This is a genomic window from uncultured Polaribacter sp., assembly GCF_947503855.1.
Lineage (GTDB): Bacteria > Bacteroidota > Bacteroidia > Flavobacteriales > Flavobacteriaceae > Polaribacter.
The window spans coordinates 282630-303303 of record NZ_CANNFF010000001.1; the positions used below are offsets into that span (position 1 = coordinate 282630).

At 30.5% G+C, this 20674-nt stretch carries 12 protein-coding genes; 3 read left to right on the plus strand and 9 right to left on the minus strand.

Going from position 1 to position 20674, the window contains the following annotated elements; translation table 11 throughout:
• Positions 1-14 precede the first annotated feature (14 nt).
• The 9 genes from Q0662_RS01075 to rhaD form a co-directional block, all read right to left on the minus strand.
• The gene (locus Q0662_RS01075) at positions 15-3914 is read right to left on the minus strand and encodes a T9SS type A sorting domain-containing protein (RefSeq protein WP_298946195.1); all 3900 of its coding nucleotides are present in this window, start codon (positions 3912-3914) and stop codon (positions 15-17) included.
• 192 nt (positions 3915-4106) lie between these two features.
• Positions 4107-4469 (minus strand): hypothetical protein, encoded by a 363-nt coding sequence (locus Q0662_RS01080; protein WP_298946197.1) that lies wholly within the window; start codon positions 4467-4469, stop codon positions 4107-4109.
• 82 nt (positions 4470-4551) lie between these two features.
• Complete coding sequence (locus tag Q0662_RS01085; protein ID WP_298946199.1) at positions 4552-4725, minus strand: hypothetical protein; 174 nt, start codon at positions 4723-4725, stop codon at positions 4552-4554.
• 61 nt (positions 4726-4786) lie between these two features.
• Positions 4787-7309 (minus strand): T9SS type A sorting domain-containing protein, encoded by a 2523-nt coding sequence (locus Q0662_RS01090; protein ID WP_298946202.1) that lies wholly within the window; start codon positions 7307-7309, stop codon positions 4787-4789.
• Positions 7310-7436: 127 nt separating this feature from the next.
• A complete protein-coding gene (locus Q0662_RS01095; protein WP_298946205.1) occupies positions 7437-11567 on the minus strand; it encodes a two-component regulator propeller domain-containing protein in 4131 nt (1376 codons plus the stop codon).
• Between the two features lie 40 nt (positions 11568-11607).
• Positions 11608-12609 carry a class 1 fructose-bisphosphatase gene (gene fbp / locus Q0662_RS01100; RefSeq protein ID WP_298946206.1) on the minus strand — a complete coding sequence of 334 codons (1002 nt, stop codon included), beginning with the start codon at positions 12607-12609 and terminating at the stop codon, positions 11608-11610.
• A 34-nt stretch (positions 12610-12643) separates the two neighbouring features.
• Positions 12644-13960, minus strand: coding sequence for an FGGY family carbohydrate kinase (locus Q0662_RS01105; RefSeq protein ID WP_298946208.1), 1317 nt, complete (start codon positions 13958-13960; stop codon positions 12644-12646).
• 64 nt (positions 13961-14024) lie between these two features.
• Entirely contained in the window at positions 14025-15812 is a 1788-nt protein-coding gene (locus Q0662_RS01110; protein ID WP_298946211.1) for an L-fucose isomerase, read from the minus strand.
• Positions 15813-15835: 23 nt separating this feature from the next.
• Positions 15836-16630 carry a rhamnulose-1-phosphate aldolase gene (gene rhaD, locus Q0662_RS01115; protein WP_298946213.1) on the minus strand — a complete coding sequence of 265 codons (795 nt, stop codon included), beginning with the start codon at positions 16628-16630 and terminating at the stop codon, positions 15836-15838.
• 99 nt (positions 16631-16729) lie between these two features.
• Here rhaD and Q0662_RS01120 point away from each other — a divergent pair, with 99 nt between their 5' ends.
• The 3 genes from Q0662_RS01120 (at position 16730) to fucP (ending at position 20669) form a co-directional block, all read left to right on the plus strand.
• The gene (locus tag Q0662_RS01120) at positions 16730-17629 is read left to right on the plus strand and encodes an AraC family transcriptional regulator (RefSeq protein WP_298946215.1); all 900 of its coding nucleotides are present in this window, start codon (positions 16730-16732) and stop codon (positions 17627-17629) included.
• 203 nt (positions 17630-17832) lie between these two features.
• Positions 17833-19272, plus strand: coding sequence for an aldehyde dehydrogenase (gene aldA / locus Q0662_RS01125; protein ID WP_298946217.1), 1440 nt, complete (start codon positions 17833-17835; stop codon positions 19270-19272).
• 98 nt (positions 19273-19370) lie between these two features.
• Positions 19371-20669 (plus strand): L-fucose:H+ symporter permease, encoded by a 1299-nt coding sequence (gene fucP, locus Q0662_RS01130; RefSeq protein WP_298946219.1) that lies wholly within the window; start codon positions 19371-19373, stop codon positions 20667-20669.
• The last annotated feature ends 5 nt before the right edge of the window (positions 20670-20674 follow it).

Genomic DNA, 20674 nt, shown 5'->3' on the forward strand with positions numbered 1-20674 from the left:
AATTTACCTATAAATTATTCTAAAACTATTTTTTTGAATAAACTACCTTTTTCAGTTTCTAATTGAATAATATAAATTCCACTTGCTAATTTTGGTAAAGAAACTTCTTTGTCTCCAATAGATTCAAAAGAAGTTAATAATAGTTGCTTTCCAAGAATATTAAATAATTTAACAGTAGATTTCCCTTTAGATAAACCAACAATTTTTAAAATAGAATTATTTGTTTTATAAACATCTACACCCTCTAAAATAGTGTTATCAACACTTAATAAATTATTTGCAGCGGTGTGTATAAAAAACCTACCTGTACCATTTAAACTATCTGATAATGTAACTTCATATGTTGTATTTTCTTTGTCTAAACGTGTATATGTATTTTCTTGTCTGTCTTCTAAATACACACTCATACTAGAAGGTAAATTTAAAGCTTCTACAATAAACGTAATTCTTTTACCTGCAGCTGCTATTACACCAATAGGGACTATTGTTGCTTCTAAATTAGAAGTTGGTAAAGATTGTACTTGATATTTTTTAGCATTGTCATCTATTAACTCAGAAAAAATGGCCAAAGAATGTGAAACACCCCCAAATAATTCGCCATCATAACCATTATCAAAACCATTAGTTGAAGCTTCTCTAAAATTGATTTTTGCACTTCTAACATTTCTATTTTCATCAGCAATTGAAATATTTATTGAAGTATTTGAAGTTTTTTGAAAAGTATCTGAACCTTGATGAGAAGTATCTGCAATATCAAAATTTAAACTCCCTCCTACTGTTCCTGCTTCTACAAAAAATGCTTGCCCATGGGCAATTTCATAAGCAGCATCATCACCAGAGGTTTTAACATCATAAGTAGTATTAGCAGCATTCCAAACCCAAATCGAGTTTTGACTTAATAAGTTAGCTGCTGCATTACTTGTAAAGAAATCTCCTAAATTTAAGTATGCAGTAAAAGGATTACCTACTAAATTATAATTGCTTACATTTTGTGCAATAGTAGTTGTTTGGTTTGCTGTATAAAATCCAGAACCAGTAAAAGAAACGGTCCCTGTAGCACTACGAATAATACCATAACCTTGTCCCACATTAAAAGTAGTAGCATCTTCTCCTGTTTGATAATATCTCCAATGACCCGTTTGAGCATGAGATGAAATATTATTGTACATACTAATACCTCTGTTACTACCTGTACCTGAAGCAACACCGTTTTCTGAAACCCAAGAATCATCATAAGTTTCTCCTTCAACTGGAGATGCCATTAAATACCATTTGCCACCATTAATAGTTCTTTCATATGTTATGTTTCCAGCAGATGTTAAAGCACCTCCACCACTAAATACTAAAGAAGCATTATCGACTATAGAAACCTTGTTTACTGAAACTGCTGTAGTTACTGTAGGATAATTTACTAAACCAGTTGGTATAACAACATCATTTGTAATATCTGGTACAATTCCTGTACTCCAGTTATCTCCATCTGCCCAATTTGAATCTGTAGAACCATCCCAAGTATTGGTAATCGTTGAAATTTTAGTTTGTAAAGCATCTACATAATAAATGTTACCACTTGTAGCTGCTTGTTCTGTTCTGTTAAAAAATAACAATATTGTATCATAAAGATTATTAGCTGCTGCTGCTACACTAGGTGTTGCATCAGACATATCTACTGTAACTTCATTCCATTGATTTGGTATTAAGGTAATTGTAGAAGAACCAAGTTGTGTATCAGCTGCAACCTCACCTGTTTTTCTTAAACGCACTAAAACATTAGGTTCAATTGTATTTCCATCATCATCACAGACAGGAAAAACTCTGAATTTTATATTTGTAGCTCGTGTATAATCAAAATCCGTTCCCAGAAAACTAACAGCTGAAGTACTAACAGTTCCTCTTGTAAATTTTAAAACATTTGCACTTACATTATTTACAGTATTAGGCGAAACCTCTGCTGCTATTGCCAAAGTTCCATCTCCGATTACATCTATAGTAGCATTTAAATTGTTAGTGGCATTATCATATATCCAAGAATTTCCAGTACCTAAAATTGGAGTTGCACTCGACTTTACAGGGTTTATAACAAAATCATCGAAATATAATTCTTCAATAGCATCTGCTCCACTTGAAGCCGCAATAACTATTCTATCATATCCTCCAGCGCCAGAGATTCCAGCATTAGAAGGGTTTACTGAATTAGATGTATCACTTAAAGACGCTTCTGAAAACGAAACAGTTTGCCATTCACCTCCTTTTTTATCAGAAATAACTAATGATAGACGATTACCTGCAGAACCATCTCCTAATTCTGAATTATAAAGCCTAATAATTATTCTTCCTGAACCTTTAGGTGCTAATTTTTGACCAGGGTTATCAGAATATATTTTCATACTAAAAGAAAAATCTGACCCTGGAAAAATAGGTTCTGGAAGACTTAACACTAATTTAGAACTAGCTATAGCTGGTAATAAACTATGGACATTATCTATAGTGTGTTGTTCTATAACTGGTGCAGCAGTAAGAAGGTTAAAACCTGTTTTATTTGGGTTTTGTACAGTTGCTACATAACCTGCATCTGTTTCTATTACTAATGGTTTGCAAGTATTTACAGAAGCTGGAAATGAATACTGAGGAATCTCATTTTCAGCACCTAAGGTTTCTCCAACTAAAAAAGCGCCTTCTGGTCTGGCATAAGGCACAAAGTCTGGTTTTGGAGATTGTACCATTCTATTATTTACTTCTTGCATTATGGTCATTTCATCTGTAGAAATATAACCATTTGTTATGGTTGTACTCCATGTCATGGTTGCTAATGCATCTGTAAAAGTTCTTACAAAACGATACGCTTGTTCAGTTTCGAATACCAAATCTGCGCTAGCTACACTCCATCTTTCTCTAATAGGTATAAAATAATGTTTTAGTGTTTGCTTGCTTCCATCATAAGAAGACCAAGGACTTTGGGTAATTAAAGGAAAAACAAGCTCTTCATAAGCCCAAGAGTTTGGTGGTGCTCCTTGACCAAGTGGTGTAGGATGCCCAGCAGTAAAATCCATATAAGGATCATTAGCTTCTAAAAAGAAAATGTTATAATCTGTTGGATCTTCATCGTTAAAACCATCTGAATCTACCTTTATTTTATCATTATTTTCATCTTCTAAATAAGACTTGTCTAAATTTGTAGCAATTGCTGCATCAGGATCTACGTCTCTAATCATTGTAACAAAATCGCTTACTTCTCCTGGTAAATTAGATAAATTGTCTATCCAATAGCCATCTACACCTAAATCTCTGAATCGTTCAAAATATCCTTTTGCTAAAGTTCTCCATCCTAAACCCTGATCACCACCAAAGTTTGTATTACAATAAGCTTCCCAAGCTGCTAAAATTGCTAATTCTTCAGCACTATTACCTTGAAGATGAGATGGTCCACCTGCATTAACATATAGAATTACTTTTTTGCTTGCATTTTTAAAAACATTAATAACATCTATTATAATCTGTTCATTTGCTAAAGAAGGTACCATTGCTGAATGAATGTCATTGGCAACATCTACATAAGGATTGTCTCTTAAAGTATAATAATAACCATGTGCAGGATGTGTGAAATTTGTAATTACATGACCAACATTAGGTAGGTTGTCTACAATTTGTTGAGCTCCTGCAACCCAATTATAACTACTAGTATTGTCTAATCTTATTCCACCATTTAGATTAAATCTTACTCCCCAAGAGCCAGATAAAAATGCTGCTTTTGATGTATTTTGGTTTATACCCTTAGCAACAATAAGTTTATCATTTACTTTGTTAATGCCATTTGAATTAGGATTTAACCCAACTCCCAAATTTGAAGTTTGTGTATAGGATTGTTTGGAAACAAGAAGTATTAAAATAATAAATAGCAACCTATAATATTTCATTTATTTTTTGTTAGATGGATGCAAATTAAAGTTTAATTAATGTGATAATTTTTCTCATTTTCACCTTTTTTTTGCTCTAAATTGTAGTAATTAAATAGAACATAGGTTATTAAAAACAATCTTGTTTGTTTCTTTAATTTAGGATATAAAAAACTCCAACAAATCTGTTGGAGTTTCAAATGAATTAAGAAGTTAATTTTTCTTTTTCTTCTTCTTTTTATTTTTCTTACCTTTTTTCTTTTTAGCAGCTTTCATTACCTCTTTAGCTCTTTCCTTACCAAAAGCCTCGACAAGTGCTGCACTAAATTTCTTATTACTTTCTTTTCTTTTTTCTTTAAACTCTGGTTTCCCTTTAAAGTCTTTAGTTACTTGTGCTATAGAAATTAAATGTTCTTTTTTTAATTCTAAAATTTTAGTTTTTTCTTTAGATGTTAAAGTTGTTTTACTTTCAATTGTTTTTACAAAAGCATTTACTTTCTTATCTATATTTTTTTGTGCAAATAAAGTTCCACTAATTGAAATTGTAAAAACTAGAAATAATATTATTTTTTTCATAATGTTTGTATTTTATTAAATATACTATTTCATATTTACAGATCTCCCGAGATTTATGAAATAGTATATTTATTTTTTTAGATTAAAAGCTATCCCCACCTGCAGGTGGTGGTGAAGATGCTTGTGCCTTTTGTGGACTTAATATGATAAATGTCCCTAATGCAGTAAGTGCTGCATACTTACCCATTTTTTTTACGGCTTCTTTTCTTGTTATATTATCTTGATTATTATTGATTTTATTTTGATTGCTATTCATGTTATTTGTTTTAAATATTATTCTTTAGGTTTAAAAATTTTGTTGCTATCTAAATTATTATTTAATTAATGATAACTTTTTGGGTTTTATTACCTAATTGAACTATGTAAATTCCAGTATTTAATGCATTAGCATCTACGATATTTGATACACTTGAATTATCTAATTTTTGTTCTAAAACAATTCTACCTTGAATATCAAAAATTTTTGCAACTGTTTCTGTTTTTAACACTCCATTTATAATAATTGTTTTTGATGATTGCCTCGCGTAAATTAACAATTCATTTAATGCAAAATTATCTGTAGATAATGCTTTAGCTGAGAATTGAATAAAGAAACGACCAGCACCACTTAATTTAGCATCTGGCGTAAATACATAATCAGCATCGTTTAATAATGTTTTAGTATTTAATAAATTATCTTTCAAATACACATAAGTATCAGAAGGAATTGTTAATGATGCTGCATCTAAACTAATTGTTAATTCTACACCAGCTTCACTATTAATAGCAACTGGAACAACTACATCGTTAAAATCATTATAAGATAAAGATTGTACTGCTAATGCTAAACCAGTGTTATTTTCTACTAAATTAGTATAGATACCATCTGCAGTGCCTGAAAAAGCACCAGCATCATAACCAAAATCTAAACCTCTAGTTTGGTTTTCAATAAAATATATATTTGTAGAGTATGCTTTTGTTATATTACTTAAATTAATTTTAGCTAAAGCTTTATTAGTATTAGCAGATTTTGCTACAAAATCATTAGTATTACCAGTTGTTCTCATTGCTGTAGTAAAGTCTACATTTCCTGTAACTCCATCTTTAGTTCTTACAAAGAAACCTTGCCCAGGGGCTAATTTATCACTAGAATTTGCACCATTCCATACAGTATAACCTGTACCATTCCAACCATAAACAGCAACATTATCAAGATGAAACTCACCAGAGTTTGCTGTAAAGAAAGTACCAAAATTTAAATAAGAAGGATAAGGATTCCCTATTAAATTCCATTCTGCTAAAGTACCTGCACCTCCATCTGTAATATCAATATCAGTATCAGCAACTAAAATAGCACCTGTAAACCTTACATCAATAGCAGCACCTGCTATAGTTGCGGCTCTATACCCTTTACCAGAATCAATTACAGTTGCATCATGAGTACCAGTAGAATAAGTTTCAAACAAACCAGTAGTATTATTGAAAGGTCCAAAATAGTAATTTGTAGCATCAGATGGATTAATAAAAAATCTATTCTCATTTTGAGAATTTGTAGCTACAGAACTGAATGTTACCCCACTTACTGGAGAAGAAATTAAATCGTTATTAGGTGAATCATTTAACCATCTATCATAAATAAGGGGATCAACATCTCCGCTTAATGAATTTACTATTACACTACCAAAGGCAGTAGCTGTAGACTTTACAATAAGTTGTTTATTTTGCGCTAAATCATCGGCTGTTAAAGAAAACCCTGCATTAATAGTAATTCTTTCATTAATAACTAAATCATTTACCTCTACATCAGAACTAATAAATACTCTTTCATCAATTACTACATTATCTGAAGTTGCACTTGGTACAGCTCCTCCTATCCAAGAAGAGGTATCTTCCCAATTAACACCAGTAATTCCAGAAATTGTAGTATACGTATTATTTGTTGTAGCACTAGCAGTAACTCCAGCACTCCAAGTTGTACCTTTACGAGTAAATACTTCAAAATGATAAGTTGTACCTCCCTTGGTTAATCCAGTAATAACTGCAGTATTAGTTGTTCCACTAAAAACTGCATATTCACTAGTTCCTAAATCATCTCCAGAGCCAAAAGTAGCATTAGCAGTATATGTAGAACCATCCACAGGTGCAGCTGTTACTGCAGAAGCTGCTTTAGCAACTACTAAAACTTCATCAAAACAAGTAGGAGCTACCCAAGTTAAACCTATATGCTCTGCACCTGCACTTGCTGCTAAAGTAGTAACGTCTGTTGGAGTTGCACAAGCTACAGCAGTTTTATTAATAGAAACACCATCAAATCTAAATGTTGGAACATGCGATGACGTCTGACTTCCTCTAAATAATTCATCTAATTTTACTACAATGGTTTTAGGCGTAGTTGTTAACGTTACATTACTTAAAACCACATCAGTAATATCATGAAGAGCTTGATTTGTAGTTACACCATCAGAAAGAGCATCGAAAGTTGCTGCCTCAACACTTTCTACATCAACAGATCCTTTTGCTGAATTACCTTTTCTTTTTCTAAACGATAATGTAATATCTGCAGTTACATCTACAGCAGTTGATCTTACTGTAAAAGTAAAAGTTCCTTTTACGTTATCAGCAGAAGTATATGGTTCTGCAGCACCCACTGAATTCGATGAAATAGAGATAAAATTAGCATTAGTTCCAACTGATCCAGTTCCTGAAGTAATTGCTCCTATTGTAGAATCAAGATCTCCACCAGTTTGAACTGTGAAATTTTGAACTTCGACAACATCGGTTACTGTTAATGCTGTCTGCGCATTTAATTGAAAACTACTTAAGCCTATAAAAGCGAGTAGTAAAAATGTTATTTTCTTCATGTTAAAAATTTTAAGTAATTGTTTTGTCATAATCAATATTTTTAAATTGAATATAATGTTTTACAAAATTAAGAAATTTAGTAATAATTCATCTTTCTTATATTCACCATTTAGTTGCTCAAAACTATCATTTTTGCTTTTTTGAGTACTCAGAAGGAGAAACACCATGTAGTTTTTTAAAAGATGTAGAAAAGTAAGAATTAGACTCTATACCTATTTGATACATAACTTCTGCTACATTAAAACCACTATTACTTGCTAATAAATCAGCCGCTTTTTGTAATCTAAAATTACGTAAATACACATTTGGTACTTGCCCTGTAAGTTGCTTTAATTTTCTATAAAAATGAGACGAACTTAAGCCTGCTTCTTTAGAAAGCTCTTCTACACCAAAAGTTGAGTTAGATAAATTGTGTTCTATTATTTCTGTAATATTCTCTAAAAAAGCTAAATCTCTTTTAGAAAAACCTAATTCTTTTTTATCCTGTGGAGGCAAACTATTTTTAGAAAAATGATCTTTAATCTTAAGATTGTTTTCAATTAATTTTTTTAATCTGAGCTCTAGGTGTTTTAAAGAAAATGGTTTGCTAATATATTCGTCTGCGCCAAACTCTAAACCTTTTATTAAATCTGCATTGTCTCCTAAGGCTGTTAATAATAGTACTGGCAATTGGCACGTTTCTGGGTTCTCTTTTATTCTTTTACATAATTCAAAACCATCCATTTCTGGCATCATAACATCACTTATAATAGTACTAAATTCTGTTTTTTTAATTTCTTCTAATGCTTCTACGCCATTGTTTGCAATTGTTATATTGTATTTGTCTGAAAGTGCATTTTTTAAGAAATCTTGTATATCTAACTCGTTTTCTACAACAAGAACACTGTGTTGTTTTTTAATTTGCTTTTCTTTTGCACTATCATCTATTTCTTTTGGTTGCAAAGGCACCCAATTTTTTATGTATGATTTTTTAGCATCACTTTCTTCAAACTCAACTTCTTCAATTTTTGATGATGGAATAATAACCGTAAAACGTGTTTCTTTATTGGGTTTGCTTATTGCAGAAATGCTACCATTAAACAAATCTACCAATGATTTACAAAATGATAACCCAATACCACCACCACTTACATTTCCATCTTGATTTCCTAATTGATAAAAACGTTCAAAAATATTGTTAAGTTTTTCTTTCGGAATTCCTTTTCCTGTATCTACAACATCAATTTTTATGTTTTTAATATTATCTTTAAATACAATAGAAGCATCTATATGTATTGTTCCTTGAGCAGGTGTGTTTTTGAAAGAATTTGAAAGTAAATTAAAAAGTATTCTTTCTAGTTTTTCAACATCAATTACAATTTCTTCATTAGGAGAACTAATTTTATAATGAAAATTAATGTTCTTTTCTAATGCATAATTTTCAAACGCTTCTGTTGTTGGGTATAAAAAATCGCCCAAAGTAGATTTTGTAAAGTTTAAATTAAGAAAGCCTTGTTCTGCTTGTCTAAACGTAATTAGTTGATCTATTAGACTCAATAGTCTATGCGTATTTCTTTTAATAATTACTAAAAATCGTTCGTTTTCTGGGTTACTATTGTTATCTATAACTCTATCTAAAGGGCCAGAAATTAAAGTAAGTGGTGTTCTAAACTCATGAGATAAGTTGGTAAAATATTTAAATTTACCTTCGTTAATTACCTCAACTCTATCTTTGTCTATTTGCTCATAGATTAATTTTTGTTTTAGTTTTTCATGCCTCACAAAATAGAAAACGATTCCAATACCAATCCCTAAAAAAAGTAGCGTTAATAAAGAATAGCTCCACCAAGTTTGATACCAAAGAGGTAAAATTATTAAGGTTAATGATTTTGTTGAAGCACTCCAAACACCATCTCCGTTAGCAGATTTTACTTGTAATTTGTAGGTGCCAGCAGATAAATTGGTGTATGTTATTGCAGATTTACCTTTATTTATTTCTACCCAATCTTTATTAAAACCATCTAACTTATATGCTACTTTATTCTTAGCAGGAACAGATGTATGTTCTGCAACTAAATTAAAAGATATAATTCGCTGACTTTTAGACACTTTAATTGTATCTGTTTCTGAAATGGCCTTTTTAAGAATTATTATATCATTTAATTTATCACCCACTTTCATAGGTTTATTATTAATTGATAAGGAAGTTACTAAGACTTTTGGGGGTTGTTTATTTAAAAATATTTTATTCGGATTAAAAATAGTTAAGCCATTTAATCCTCCAAAATACATAAATCCAGATTTTCCTTGGGCATAAGCAGATTGTCTAAAATTATTTTGAATTAAACCATCATTTACATCAAATACATTTACTTGGTTTGTTTCTTTATTAAATCGAACTAAGCCCATATCTGTACTTATCCATACTTTGTTGCTGTTCTCTTGAGGTAAAATTCCGTAGACAACGTCATCTGGTAATCCATCACTTTTTCTAAAATAGCCAATTTTAACAGGATTCTGGTCACTGTCTAATGTTACCTTATTTAATCCACCACCAAAAGTACCAATCCAAATATTTTTATTTTCATCCTCATATAAAGTAAAAATACTATTGTAACTTAATTTACTACTACCTGTTTTGTTTTCTTGATATTGCCTGATTACAGTAATCCTACCATCTTCATATTTACATTGCAATAAACCATAATCTGTACCAAACCAAAATTGATTATTACTGGCTTGCAAAAAACATTGCACTTTACTAGCTGCGATTTCTAAGTAAGATTTAGCATTAATTTTTGGATTTTTTTCTCTCTCAATTTCTCTCCATGGATTTTCTATAACTACAATTTTGTTTCCAGCTAAAACAATATCCCTTTCATTTATTTGAGCAATTTTTCTAGTTAAAAGTAGTGGCAATTTATTGTCTTCTGATAAAAATTGAACTTCTTTAAATTCTTTTTTTATAGGGCTGTAAACTATTACTTTTTTATCTGTACCAAACCAAATGTAATTTCTTTGATCTTGATAAATAGACCTTATAATATCATTATTTTTTATAGGTAGCTTGGCTTGTATATCTTCGAATTTCAGTTTATCTGCATTGTATTCATTGATACCATTAATGCTTCTAAATAATTTTTTATTATAACCAGAAACCCAAATTTTGCCTTTATTGTCTTCTAAAATTGATGTGATTAAGTTATCGCCAATAGAAAACTTATCATAAGGGTTGTTAGTGTAAGAATAAAATTGTTTTTGAGAAAGGTCTAATTTATTAATACCTCCTTGTGCTGTACCAACCCAAAGCACATTAAAACTATCTTGATAAACAGTATTAATTTGATGACTGCTAATGCTGTTTTTATCCTTTGAATCATAATTAAAATGACTAAAAGAGTTTAATATAGGATTGTATTTATAAAGTCCATCTCCTGTTGTACCAATCCAAATTGCGTTTTCATTATCTTTAAAAAGACTGTTTACAAAGAAAGAAGCATCTTGACTAAGGATTTTTATTTTTTTAACTAAATATTTTGCATCTGAGTCTAAGTTTGAACTATACAAACCCTTTTTTGTACCTATCCAAAAAATGTTATCTACTTTAATTATTTCAGTAATTTCTTTATCATTAAAAAAACTAAAATCATTAATACCTGGAGTTAATATATTTACTATTGAGGTTTCTGATTGATATTCTACTTTTTTGAGCCCTTTATTTGTTCCTAAAATTATAGAAGTATTGGCTCCAAAAGAAAATGTGTTAATCTTTATATCTTGATCTTTAAAATCAAAAATGTTTTCAGAAACATTAAAAACACCTTTTCTAACATCCTTTAAATTACATCTTATTAATTCTTTAGAAGAAGAAACCCAAACATAACCATCATTTTTAGAATCAATTTTATTTACATCAATTTTATATTTAAGTGGTACTGTAAAAAAGCGTTCTAACCAAGGTACATAGATGTTAACGCCCACTTTTGTGCCAATCCAAAGAATCCCATTTTTGTCATTAAACAAAGATGTAATATTATTGCTAGAAATAGTACCCTGGCTTTTAGACTGTGTAGTAAATGTCTTAAACTCATAGCCATCATAACGAATTAACCCATTAGGAGTTGCATACCATAGAAAACCATATTTATCTTGTTCTATGGCATTTACAGTATTTTGATTGAAGCCTTCTTTATTAGAAATTCGTTCAAAATTTTGCGTGAAAGCTTGTTGAGTACATAATAATATTATAAAGCCAATAAATAATAGATTTCTATACATGCTACTTTATTATTTACCTTAAAAAGATACTATTTTTAGTCTATTTTTCTATAAATTCTTGTAATTTATTCATCATAGAACTACTTCCACAATAGAAAGGCGCTCTTTCATGAATATTTGAAGGAATTATGTCTAAAATATTTTGCTTTCCATTAGTAGCAATACCATTTGCTTGCTCTGTTAAAAAAGCTATTGGGTTACACTCATATAATAATCTAAGTTTTCCATCCTTATTAACTGTACTATTTGGGTATAAATAGATTCCACCTTTTATCATATTTCTATGAAAGTCTGATACTAAAGACCCAATATACCTGTGTGAATAAGGTCTATCTTCTTTAACTTCTTGACAATATTTTATGTATTTCTTTACAGGTTTTGGAAAATGACTATAATTCCCTTCATTTACTGAATAAATTTTTCCTTTTTTTGGAAATTTCATATCAGGATGGGAAAGGTAAAAAGAACCAATTGCTGGGTTCAAGGTAAAGCCATTAACTCCATCACCAGTTGTATACACCAACATTGTAGAAGTACCATACACAACATATCCTGCTGCCACTTGTTTTCTTCCAGGTTGTAAAAAATCTTTTTGTTCTACTGGTGTACCAACAGGTGTAATTCTTCTAAAGATTGAAAAAATGGTTCCTACAGAAACATTTACATCAATGTTTGATGATCCATCTAAAGGATCCATTAATACTACATATTTACCATTAGACTTCCTGTCTTGGCCTTCAATGGTAATAAATTCGTCATTTTCTTCTGAGACAATACCACAAACAATATCTCTGTTTTTTAGAGACTGAATAAATGTTTTATTTGCAAATACATCTAATTTTTGTTGACTTTCTCCTTGTACATTAACATCTCCTGAATCTCCAAAAATATCAACTAAACCTGCTTTGTTAACTTCATGATTTACAACTTTAGACGCCAAGCGTAATGCGTTTAAAAGGCTAGACAATTCTCCACTAGAATAAGGGAAAGAAGATTGATTTTTTATAATAAACTCTCCTAAAGTTCTTTTTTGTTGACTCATAAATTTGTTAGTTAATTGATTTTAAAAATTAGAACTATAAATAAGATTTCATCATTAATGCAGCACCCAAAGCACTTTCATTTTTACAATCAGAAATATTTATTCTAATATCACTTTTTAGTAATTTTAGAAAAGTAATAAATATTAGGTTTTTATTAAATCCACCAGAGATATACACATCTTTAATCGATGAATTTTTATCAGAAATTAATTTAATTCCATTGATAACTTTTTTACTAATTTCAAAAACTAGTTGGTAATATGCTGTTTCATAATTTACATAATATGCTAATAAATTAGGTTGAGCTTCAAAATTATCATCTATACCTTCTGATAAAAAAACACGTGAATTTTCATGGATCAATTCTTGACACAAATTTTTATTTACCTGCAGATGTAGATGTTTGTTTATATCTTCCTTGTAATAAGTGCTTAAGGCAGATAAATAAACTTCGTGAATTTTTCCTAAAAATTGCATGGAAGATTTTATTTGCTGCTTTTCTGGAGTCATAAAACACAAACAATTATTTTTTAGTTGATGCTGTGTTAAGCTCTCCTTACTAAAAGGGTTCATGGCTATAATCCAGGTACCAGTAGATAATAAAATAAATTCTTTATTTTTATTTTTTTCATTTTCTAACAACGGAATTATAGATGAAGAACTATCATGTAATCCTTTACCAATGGCAATTTCTTGTCCATTGAAGGTTGTTATAATAGCTTCTTTACCATTTTGAGGAATAGGTAAATTCAATTTAGAATCTAGAACCCATTTATGATATTCCATATTGTCAAAATCCCAAGTTGCAGTATGTGCACCAACAGATGTGAAATCTGCTGTTATTTGTTTTGTAAAAAGATAACTCAAGTATTGTGGGTAATGTAAAATCGAAACTACTTTACTCCAAAATTCTGGTTTCTCTTTTTTTAATTTCAATATTTGAAGTCCAGTGTTTAACATTCCATAAGCAGGAGATGCCGTTTTTCTAGAAAATTCTTCTTCACCACCATTAGTTTCATAAAATTCATGATAAGTTTTAACATCTAATGGTTTTAAATAATTATACAATGGTGTAACTCTATTTCCATTCTCATCTAAATAAATAAGACTGGCACCATGTGTAGAGAAGTTGATTGCTTTAATACTATAATCACCTTCTTCTTGTATTCTTATGATTTCGTTTTGAATCCAATTTTCTATAGATTCAATGTCATCACAAGGAAAACCATCATCATCAGAAATCTCATCAAATCTAGTTGCGTTTCTATAAACCACATCAAATTCTTCATCAAAAAGTAGAATTTTTTTGTTAGTTTTACCAATATCAATAACTGCAATTACTTTTGTCATCACAAATTAAAATTTAAAAAAAGTGTTTAATCGTATCTGTTAAACACTTTTTTAGTTGTTTTATTTATTCTTTAAATCCGTATAAAGGACCGTAATTTTTACAAGCTCTATAGTCAGCTCCTTCTAAACCTTCTCCGAATGCAGACCATGCACTTGGTCTAAATACATCATCTTCACTAACATTATGCATGTTTACAGGAATACGTAACATTGCCGCTAAAGAAATTAAATCAGCACCAATATGTCCATGAGATATTGCTCCATGGTTTGCTCCCCATTTAGCCATTACTGTATACACGTCTTTAAAGAAACCTGTACCTGTTGTTCTTGGTACAAACCAAGTTGTTGGCCAAGTTGGATTTGTTCTTTCATCTAAAACTTCATGAACATCTTCTGGCAACTCAACACTCCATCCTTCTACTATTTGTAAAACTGGTCCAATTCCTTTTACCAAGTTTAATCTACACATAGTCATTGGTAACTCACCTCTAGTTTTAAACTGAGAAGAGAAACCACCACCTCTAAAGTACTCAGCAATTGCAGCTGGCCACTTGGTATTATCTAAACATTTTTGAACTTCTTCTTCAGTAATATCCCAGAATGGTTTCATTGTAGGATTTCCTTCTGCATCTTCTTGTTGTGCTGTTGCATCTAAAGTTGTAGAACCAGAATTGATTAAATGAATAATTCCATCTTTAGCAATTCCTGTTAATTTCTTACCAGTAACTCTTTCTACAGATTCAGGACTCCAATATGTACGTACATCTGAGAATAATTGAGCTTTGTTCGTTAACAAGTGCCCAAACAACATAGAAATTGCGTTTAAACAATCGTTTTCTGTTGCAAATGTGTATGCTTGACGAATTCCATTCCAATCAAAAGAAGAATTTAAAATAGATTCTGTGTAATCTGCATTTGGTTGGTAATCTGTCCACTGACGTTGACCTTGAAAACCTCCCATAATTGCATTTCTACCTTTAGACTCTTCCCCAAATCCCATCTCTTTCAATTTAGGATTTCCGTTCATTAAATCTTTACAGATCAAAGTCATTTTCACAACTTTTTCCCATTCAGCTTCTTTTACCTCTGCAGATTTTTGTGCTTCAGGACTATTATAATCTTTACCTTCTATACAGTTTTCTTTGGTCCAAGCTAATGCTTTTACGTATTCTTCTTGGTCAAAAATACCTTCATCAATACGTCTTAAAATCTCTACAGACTCTACAAATTCTGCTCTAACTCCTAAGTAATCTTGTAAGAAATTTACATCAACCATAGAACCTGCAATCCCCATAGAACTATATCCTATAGATAAATAAGATTTACCATTCATTTGCGCAACAGCTAATCCTCCTTTTATAAAACGAAGAATTTTTTCTGAAACATCTTGAGGAATTGTTTGATCTCCACCATCTTGAACTTCTTTACCATAAATTCCAAAAGCTGGTAATCCTTTTTGAGAATACCCTGCTAATGCTGCTGCTAAATACACGGCTCCAGGTCTTTCTGTTCCATTAAAACCCCAAACTGCTTTGGGTGTTGACGGATCTGTATCCATAACTTCCGTTCCATAACACCAACATGGAGTTACTGTTAATGAAACTTCTACTCCTTCTCTTTTAAATTTATCTGCACAAGCTGCTGCATCTGCAACACCTCCAATAGTAGTATCTGCAATAACACATTCTACTTTTTCTCCACTAGGAAAACGTAATGTTTCTTCTATTAATTTAGCAGCAGCTTTAGCCATATCCATTGTCTGAACTTCTAAAGATTCTCTAACTCCTAATTCACGTCCATCAATCACAGGACGAATTCCTACTTTTGGCAGTCTACCTATTAATCTACTCATGATTTATAATGTTTTTTTTAAGTTTATATAAATTGCTCTAATTCTGTTAACTGCTCATTTGAAAGCCCAGCTGGTTTAAAACCTGCAGCCCAACACATCATTAACAATTTAGCTCCTTTGTTTGCTACATCTAAAAAGTCCCATGCTTTTTCAACATCTGGAGCTGTTGCAGTGGCTCCATGCTTTTCCCATAAAGAAACATTTCTAGTTTTGAATGCATCAATAGTTACTTTAGCTAAATCTGCAGTACTTGATAAGGCATAAGGAGTACAATGAATTCCTTTAGGAACAAAAACTTTAACTTCTGGACACATCATCCAAATTTGTCTATTTAATTCCTCTTCATTATCAAATAAATCGTGATGACTCATACATATCAACTCTAGAGGGTGTGTATGAACAACTGCTAAATTTTCTGGATGATGAATTGAGTTAAATAAATGGATACTTGCATGAGAAATTAACTCACAAGTTGGACCAAAGTTTGGTCTTTTCCCTCCCCAAATAATAGAATATGCTGTTGCATCTTCATTGATATAAAGAATGCAAGAAACTTCTTCTAACATATCTACTAAATCTCTTAAATAACATCCTGTTCCTGTAATGTAAATTACAAATCCAGCTGATTCTTTAGGGAAGTCAAAAGGAACTTCTTCTCCAATTCCTTGAACATCTTCTTTTTTAAAGAACGATGTTAAGTTCATAGAAATATTACCAGCATTTCTTTCTGCCCATTCTCTTTGCCATAAATATCCTGCTACTTTAGATACTTTTTTTAATTCTTGTTGTACTTCAATTGGAAGTTTTAAAGTCTTCATAATCTATTCATAATTTAGTTTACAAAACTATTAGAATATTAAGTTTAAAAAATATTCAAAAAACGTATTTTTGTATCTAATTTAAACATTGTCTAAAAAATGAAAATCTCTAAAAAACCAGGTTTAGGAGATCCGTCTGACAATAACCAAAATTTTATAGACCTAAAACTAAAGCTATTATGTTGTAGATATTGGTTGCTAGATTTATGGGATTGTCATGATATGGTTTTTCCTTATTGGAGAATATACTGGAATAAAAATGAAGGTGGACAATTAATCCATAAAGATAAAGTAACATCTATGAGTTCTGATATGCTTTATATTATTCCTCCTTTTACATCATTCTCTTCTCGATTTACAAAAAATCATATTTACAAAACAGGTATCCATGTTTCTGGAAAACATTTAACAAATACTATTGAAGAAATCAACTTTGAAAAAAAATCATTGTTTCATTTCTTTACGCATTTTAATTTAGGAGTACCTTTTGACAATGTTTACCCTCGTATAATTGAAATTGAGTTAACCGATTATTTAAAAGACAGATTAACTTATTTAACAGAAAGATTAAAAGTAGAAAATATTGACTTTAAATTAACTTTTAATTTAAAATTACAAGCTTTTATAAAAGAAACTCTCACTAATATAGGACCAGAATTATGGAAAACTATAAATATGGATGATCGAGTTTTAAAAGTAATTCGTTTTATAGAGATGAATGTAAATAAAAAATTAAGTAACGCAGATATTGCAGACGTAGTTCATATGGCCTCAAATTCTTTTGCTAGGTTATTTAAACAAGAAATGAATATTTCAGTTCATAATTTTATTCAAAATAGAAAAATAGCAAAAGCTTGTGATTTATTTGAACATTCAAATAATACAATTGAAGAAGTTGCATTTAAACTCGGTTTTTCAGACAGATATCACTTTTCAAGAGTATTTAAATCGGTAACCGGCTTAACACCTGCTGTTTACAAATCTGGCAAATACACCTAAAACAGTCTTGTTTTCTAAACAAAAATCATCACAAAAAGGTAAATGTTTAAATTGTACATATTATTGATTGTTCTAGATAAATACTTTAGAGCATTCTGTTTATATGTTTGTACAAAACCAAATTGTTGAATTTCTTATTCACTTTATAGAAAAGATATTCCCTAATAAGCATAAGTTTAAATTAACCATAAAAACCTTTTAACATGAAACAATTTAATCAATTTATAAATGGAAAATTTGTAAAATCTACATCTACAGATGTAATTGAAATTTTAAATCCTTGTACAGAAGAAGTATTATCCTTAATGCCTGTCGGAAGTATTACGGATGCTCAATTAGCTTTAGAAGCTGCCCAATCTGCTCAACATGGCTGGAAGTCACTTCCTGCAATTCAAAGAGCTGAGTATTTAAACAAAATGGCTTCAGTTATTCGTGAAAACAGAATTTCATTAGCTAAAACATTAGCTGCTGAACAAGCTAAAGTAATAGGATTAGCTCAAGTAGAAGTAGATGTAACTGCAGATTATTTTGATTATTATGCTGGTTTTGCAAGAAGAATTGAAGGAGAAATCATACAGAGTGATCGTGCTAAAGAACACATCTTTTTACATAAAGCTCCTATTGGGGTAGCTGTAGGTATTTTACCTTGGAATTTTCCATTATTTGTAATGGCAAGAAAGGTTGCAGGCTCTTTAATTACAGGAAACACATGTGTAATTAACCCAAGTTCTATTGCTCCTAATACTGTTATGGAGTTTGCAGAATTAATTGAAAAAATAAATATACCTGCTGGTGTATTAAATTATGTTTGTGGTAAAGGTAGTATTGTTGGAAATGCACTTTCAAAAAGTCCAATCACAGGTATTATTAGTTTAACAGGTAGTGTAGGTGCTGGTCAAATGGTTATGGAAGCTGCCTCTGAAAACATTACAAAAGTATCATTAGAATTAGGAGGAAAAGCTCCAGCAATTGTTTGTGCTGATGCTAACTTAGAATTGGCAGTAAATGCTGTTGTAAATTCTAGAATTATATTTAGTGGACAGGTATGTAATTGTGCTGAACGTGTATATGTAGAAGAATCTATACATGACCAGTTTTTAGATATGGTTACTGCAAAAATGAATGCTATAAAAGTTGAAGACGCTTTTTCTGAAAACAACCCAGATATGAGTAGTTTGGTTTCTAAAGCGCAATTAGATAAAGTTTCTGAAATGGTAGAGTTTGCTAAAAAAGAAGGGGCTGAAGTTGTTGTAGGAGGATCAAGAACTCCTGGTTTTGGTAAAGGATACTTTTATCAACCAACTTTATTAACTAATGTAAAACAAGACATGCAAATTATACAAGAAGAAGTATTTGGACCTGTTTTACCAGTGATGAAATTTAGTACACTTGATGAAGCTATTGCTATGGCAAATGATTCAGAATTTGGATTAACATCTTCTATTTTCTCTGAAAACTTTAATAAAGTTATGCATGCTGCAGAAGAATTACAGTATGGAGAAACATATATTAACAGAGAACATTTTGAAGCAATTCAAGGATTTCATGCAGGTTGGAAAAAATCTGGATTAGGTGGAGCAGATGGTAAACACGGAATGGAAGAGTATCTACAAACCAAAGTAATCTACGCTCAATACCAATAAAAATTATAAAAAAGTAATTTAAAAGTACTACTAATGTTTACAATAAATAACTTAGTAGTACTTTTAGTATATTTAATTCTTTAACCTAAAATAACTTTATGTCTACCCTTAAAAAAATACCAGTAGTTTCAAAAGAGTATTTGCTTCCATTTATTGTTATCACTTCATTATTTTCTTTATGGGGTTTTGCTAACGATATTACAAACCCAATGGTTGCTGCTTTTAAAACTGTTATGGAAATCTCAACAGCAAAAGCTGCATTAGTGCAATTAGCCTTTTATGGAGGATATGCAACAATGGCAATCCCTGCAGCTCTTTTTGTAAGGAAATATAGCTACAAAAGTGGTATTCTTTTAGGTTTAGCAATGTATGCTTTAGGAGCTTTATTATTTTACCCAGCTGCAGAATTTGAAATGTTTGAATTCTTTTTAGCATCTCTATATATTTTAACTTTTGGTTTGGCTTTTTTAGAAACTACAGCAAACCCTTTTATATTATCAATGGGTGATGAAAAAACGGCAACACAACGTTTAAATCTAGCACAAGCATTTAACCCTATTGGTTCTTTATTTGGAATGTTTGTAGCTTCAAAATTCATTTTAGTTGCTTTAGATTCTGATATTAGAAATAAAGCTGGTGAAGTTATATTTAGCACATTGTCTGAAATTGAAAAAGCAACAATTAGAACACATGATTTAGAAATTATAAGAAATCCTTATGTAATACTTGGTTTTGTTGTAATAGCTATGTTTGTTATTATCAGTTTGTTAAAAATGCCTAAAAGAAAAAGCATTGAAAATCCAACTAGTGCAAAATCTTCTTTTCAGAGATTATTTAAAAATAGTAAATATAAAGAAGGAGTTTTAGCTCAGCTTTTTTATGTAGCTGCACAAATAATGTGTTGGACATTTATTATACAATATGCTGGTAATTTAGGTATTTCTAAAGCTGAAGCTCAAAACTATAATATTGTAGCAATGTCTATTTTTCTAGGAAGTAGATTTGTTAGTACTTTTTTAATGAAATATATTAACGCCAAAAAATTACTAATGATTTTTGCACTTTGTGCAATGGCAACAGTATCTGGAGTTATTTTAATTGAAGGTATGGCTGGTCTCTATTTATTAGTTGCAACTTCAGCATTTATGTCTTTAATGTTTCCAACAATTTACGGAATTGCACTAGATGGTTTAAGCAAAGAAGATACTGCTCTAGGAGCTGCAGGATTAGTAATGGCAATTGTAGGTGGTGCTTTGATGCCAATTTTACAAGGGTCAATGATAGATATGGAAAAAATAGGTCCTTTTACAGGTGTTAATTTTTCTTTTATCCTTCCTTTTATATGTTTCTGTTTTATCGCTTTTTATGGTTATAGAACATTTAAAGTTCATAAATAAAATAA

Coding starts and splice junctions, on each gene's coding strand:
- Q0662_RS01075 (WP_298946195.1), bottom strand. CDS start 3,914: ATGAAATATTATAGGTTGCTATTTATTATTTTAATACTTCTTGTTTCC.
- Q0662_RS01080 (WP_298946197.1), bottom strand. CDS start 4,469: ATGAAAAAAATAATATTATTTCTAGTTTTTACAATTTCAATTAGTGGA.
- Q0662_RS01085 (WP_298946199.1), bottom strand. CDS start 4,725: ATGAATAGCAATCAAAATAAAATCAATAATAATCAAGATAATATAACA.
- Q0662_RS01090 (WP_298946202.1), bottom strand. CDS start 7,309: ATGAAGAAAATAACATTTTTACTACTCGCTTTTATAGGCTTAAGTAGT.
- Q0662_RS01095 (WP_298946205.1), bottom strand. CDS start 11,567: ATGTATAGAAATCTATTATTTATTGGCTTTATAATATTATTATGTACT.
- fbp (WP_298946206.1), bottom strand. CDS start 12,609: ATGAGTCAACAAAAAAGAACTTTAGGAGAGTTTATTATAAAAAATCAA.
- Q0662_RS01105 (WP_298946208.1), bottom strand. CDS start 13,960: ATGACAAAAGTAATTGCAGTTATTGATATTGGTAAAACTAACAAAAAA.
- Q0662_RS01110 (WP_298946211.1), bottom strand. CDS start 15,812: ATGAGTAGATTAATAGGTAGACTGCCAAAAGTAGGAATTCGTCCTGTG.
- rhaD (WP_298946213.1), bottom strand. CDS start 16,630: ATGAAGACTTTAAAACTTCCAATTGAAGTACAACAAGAATTAAAAAAA.
- Q0662_RS01120 (WP_298946215.1), top strand. CDS start 16,730: ATGAAAATCTCTAAAAAACCAGGTTTAGGAGATCCGTCTGACAATAAC.
- aldA (WP_298946217.1), top strand. CDS start 17,833: ATGAAACAATTTAATCAATTTATAAATGGAAAATTTGTAAAATCTACA.
- fucP (WP_298946219.1), top strand. CDS start 19,371: ATGTCTACCCTTAAAAAAATACCAGTAGTTTCAAAAGAGTATTTGCTT.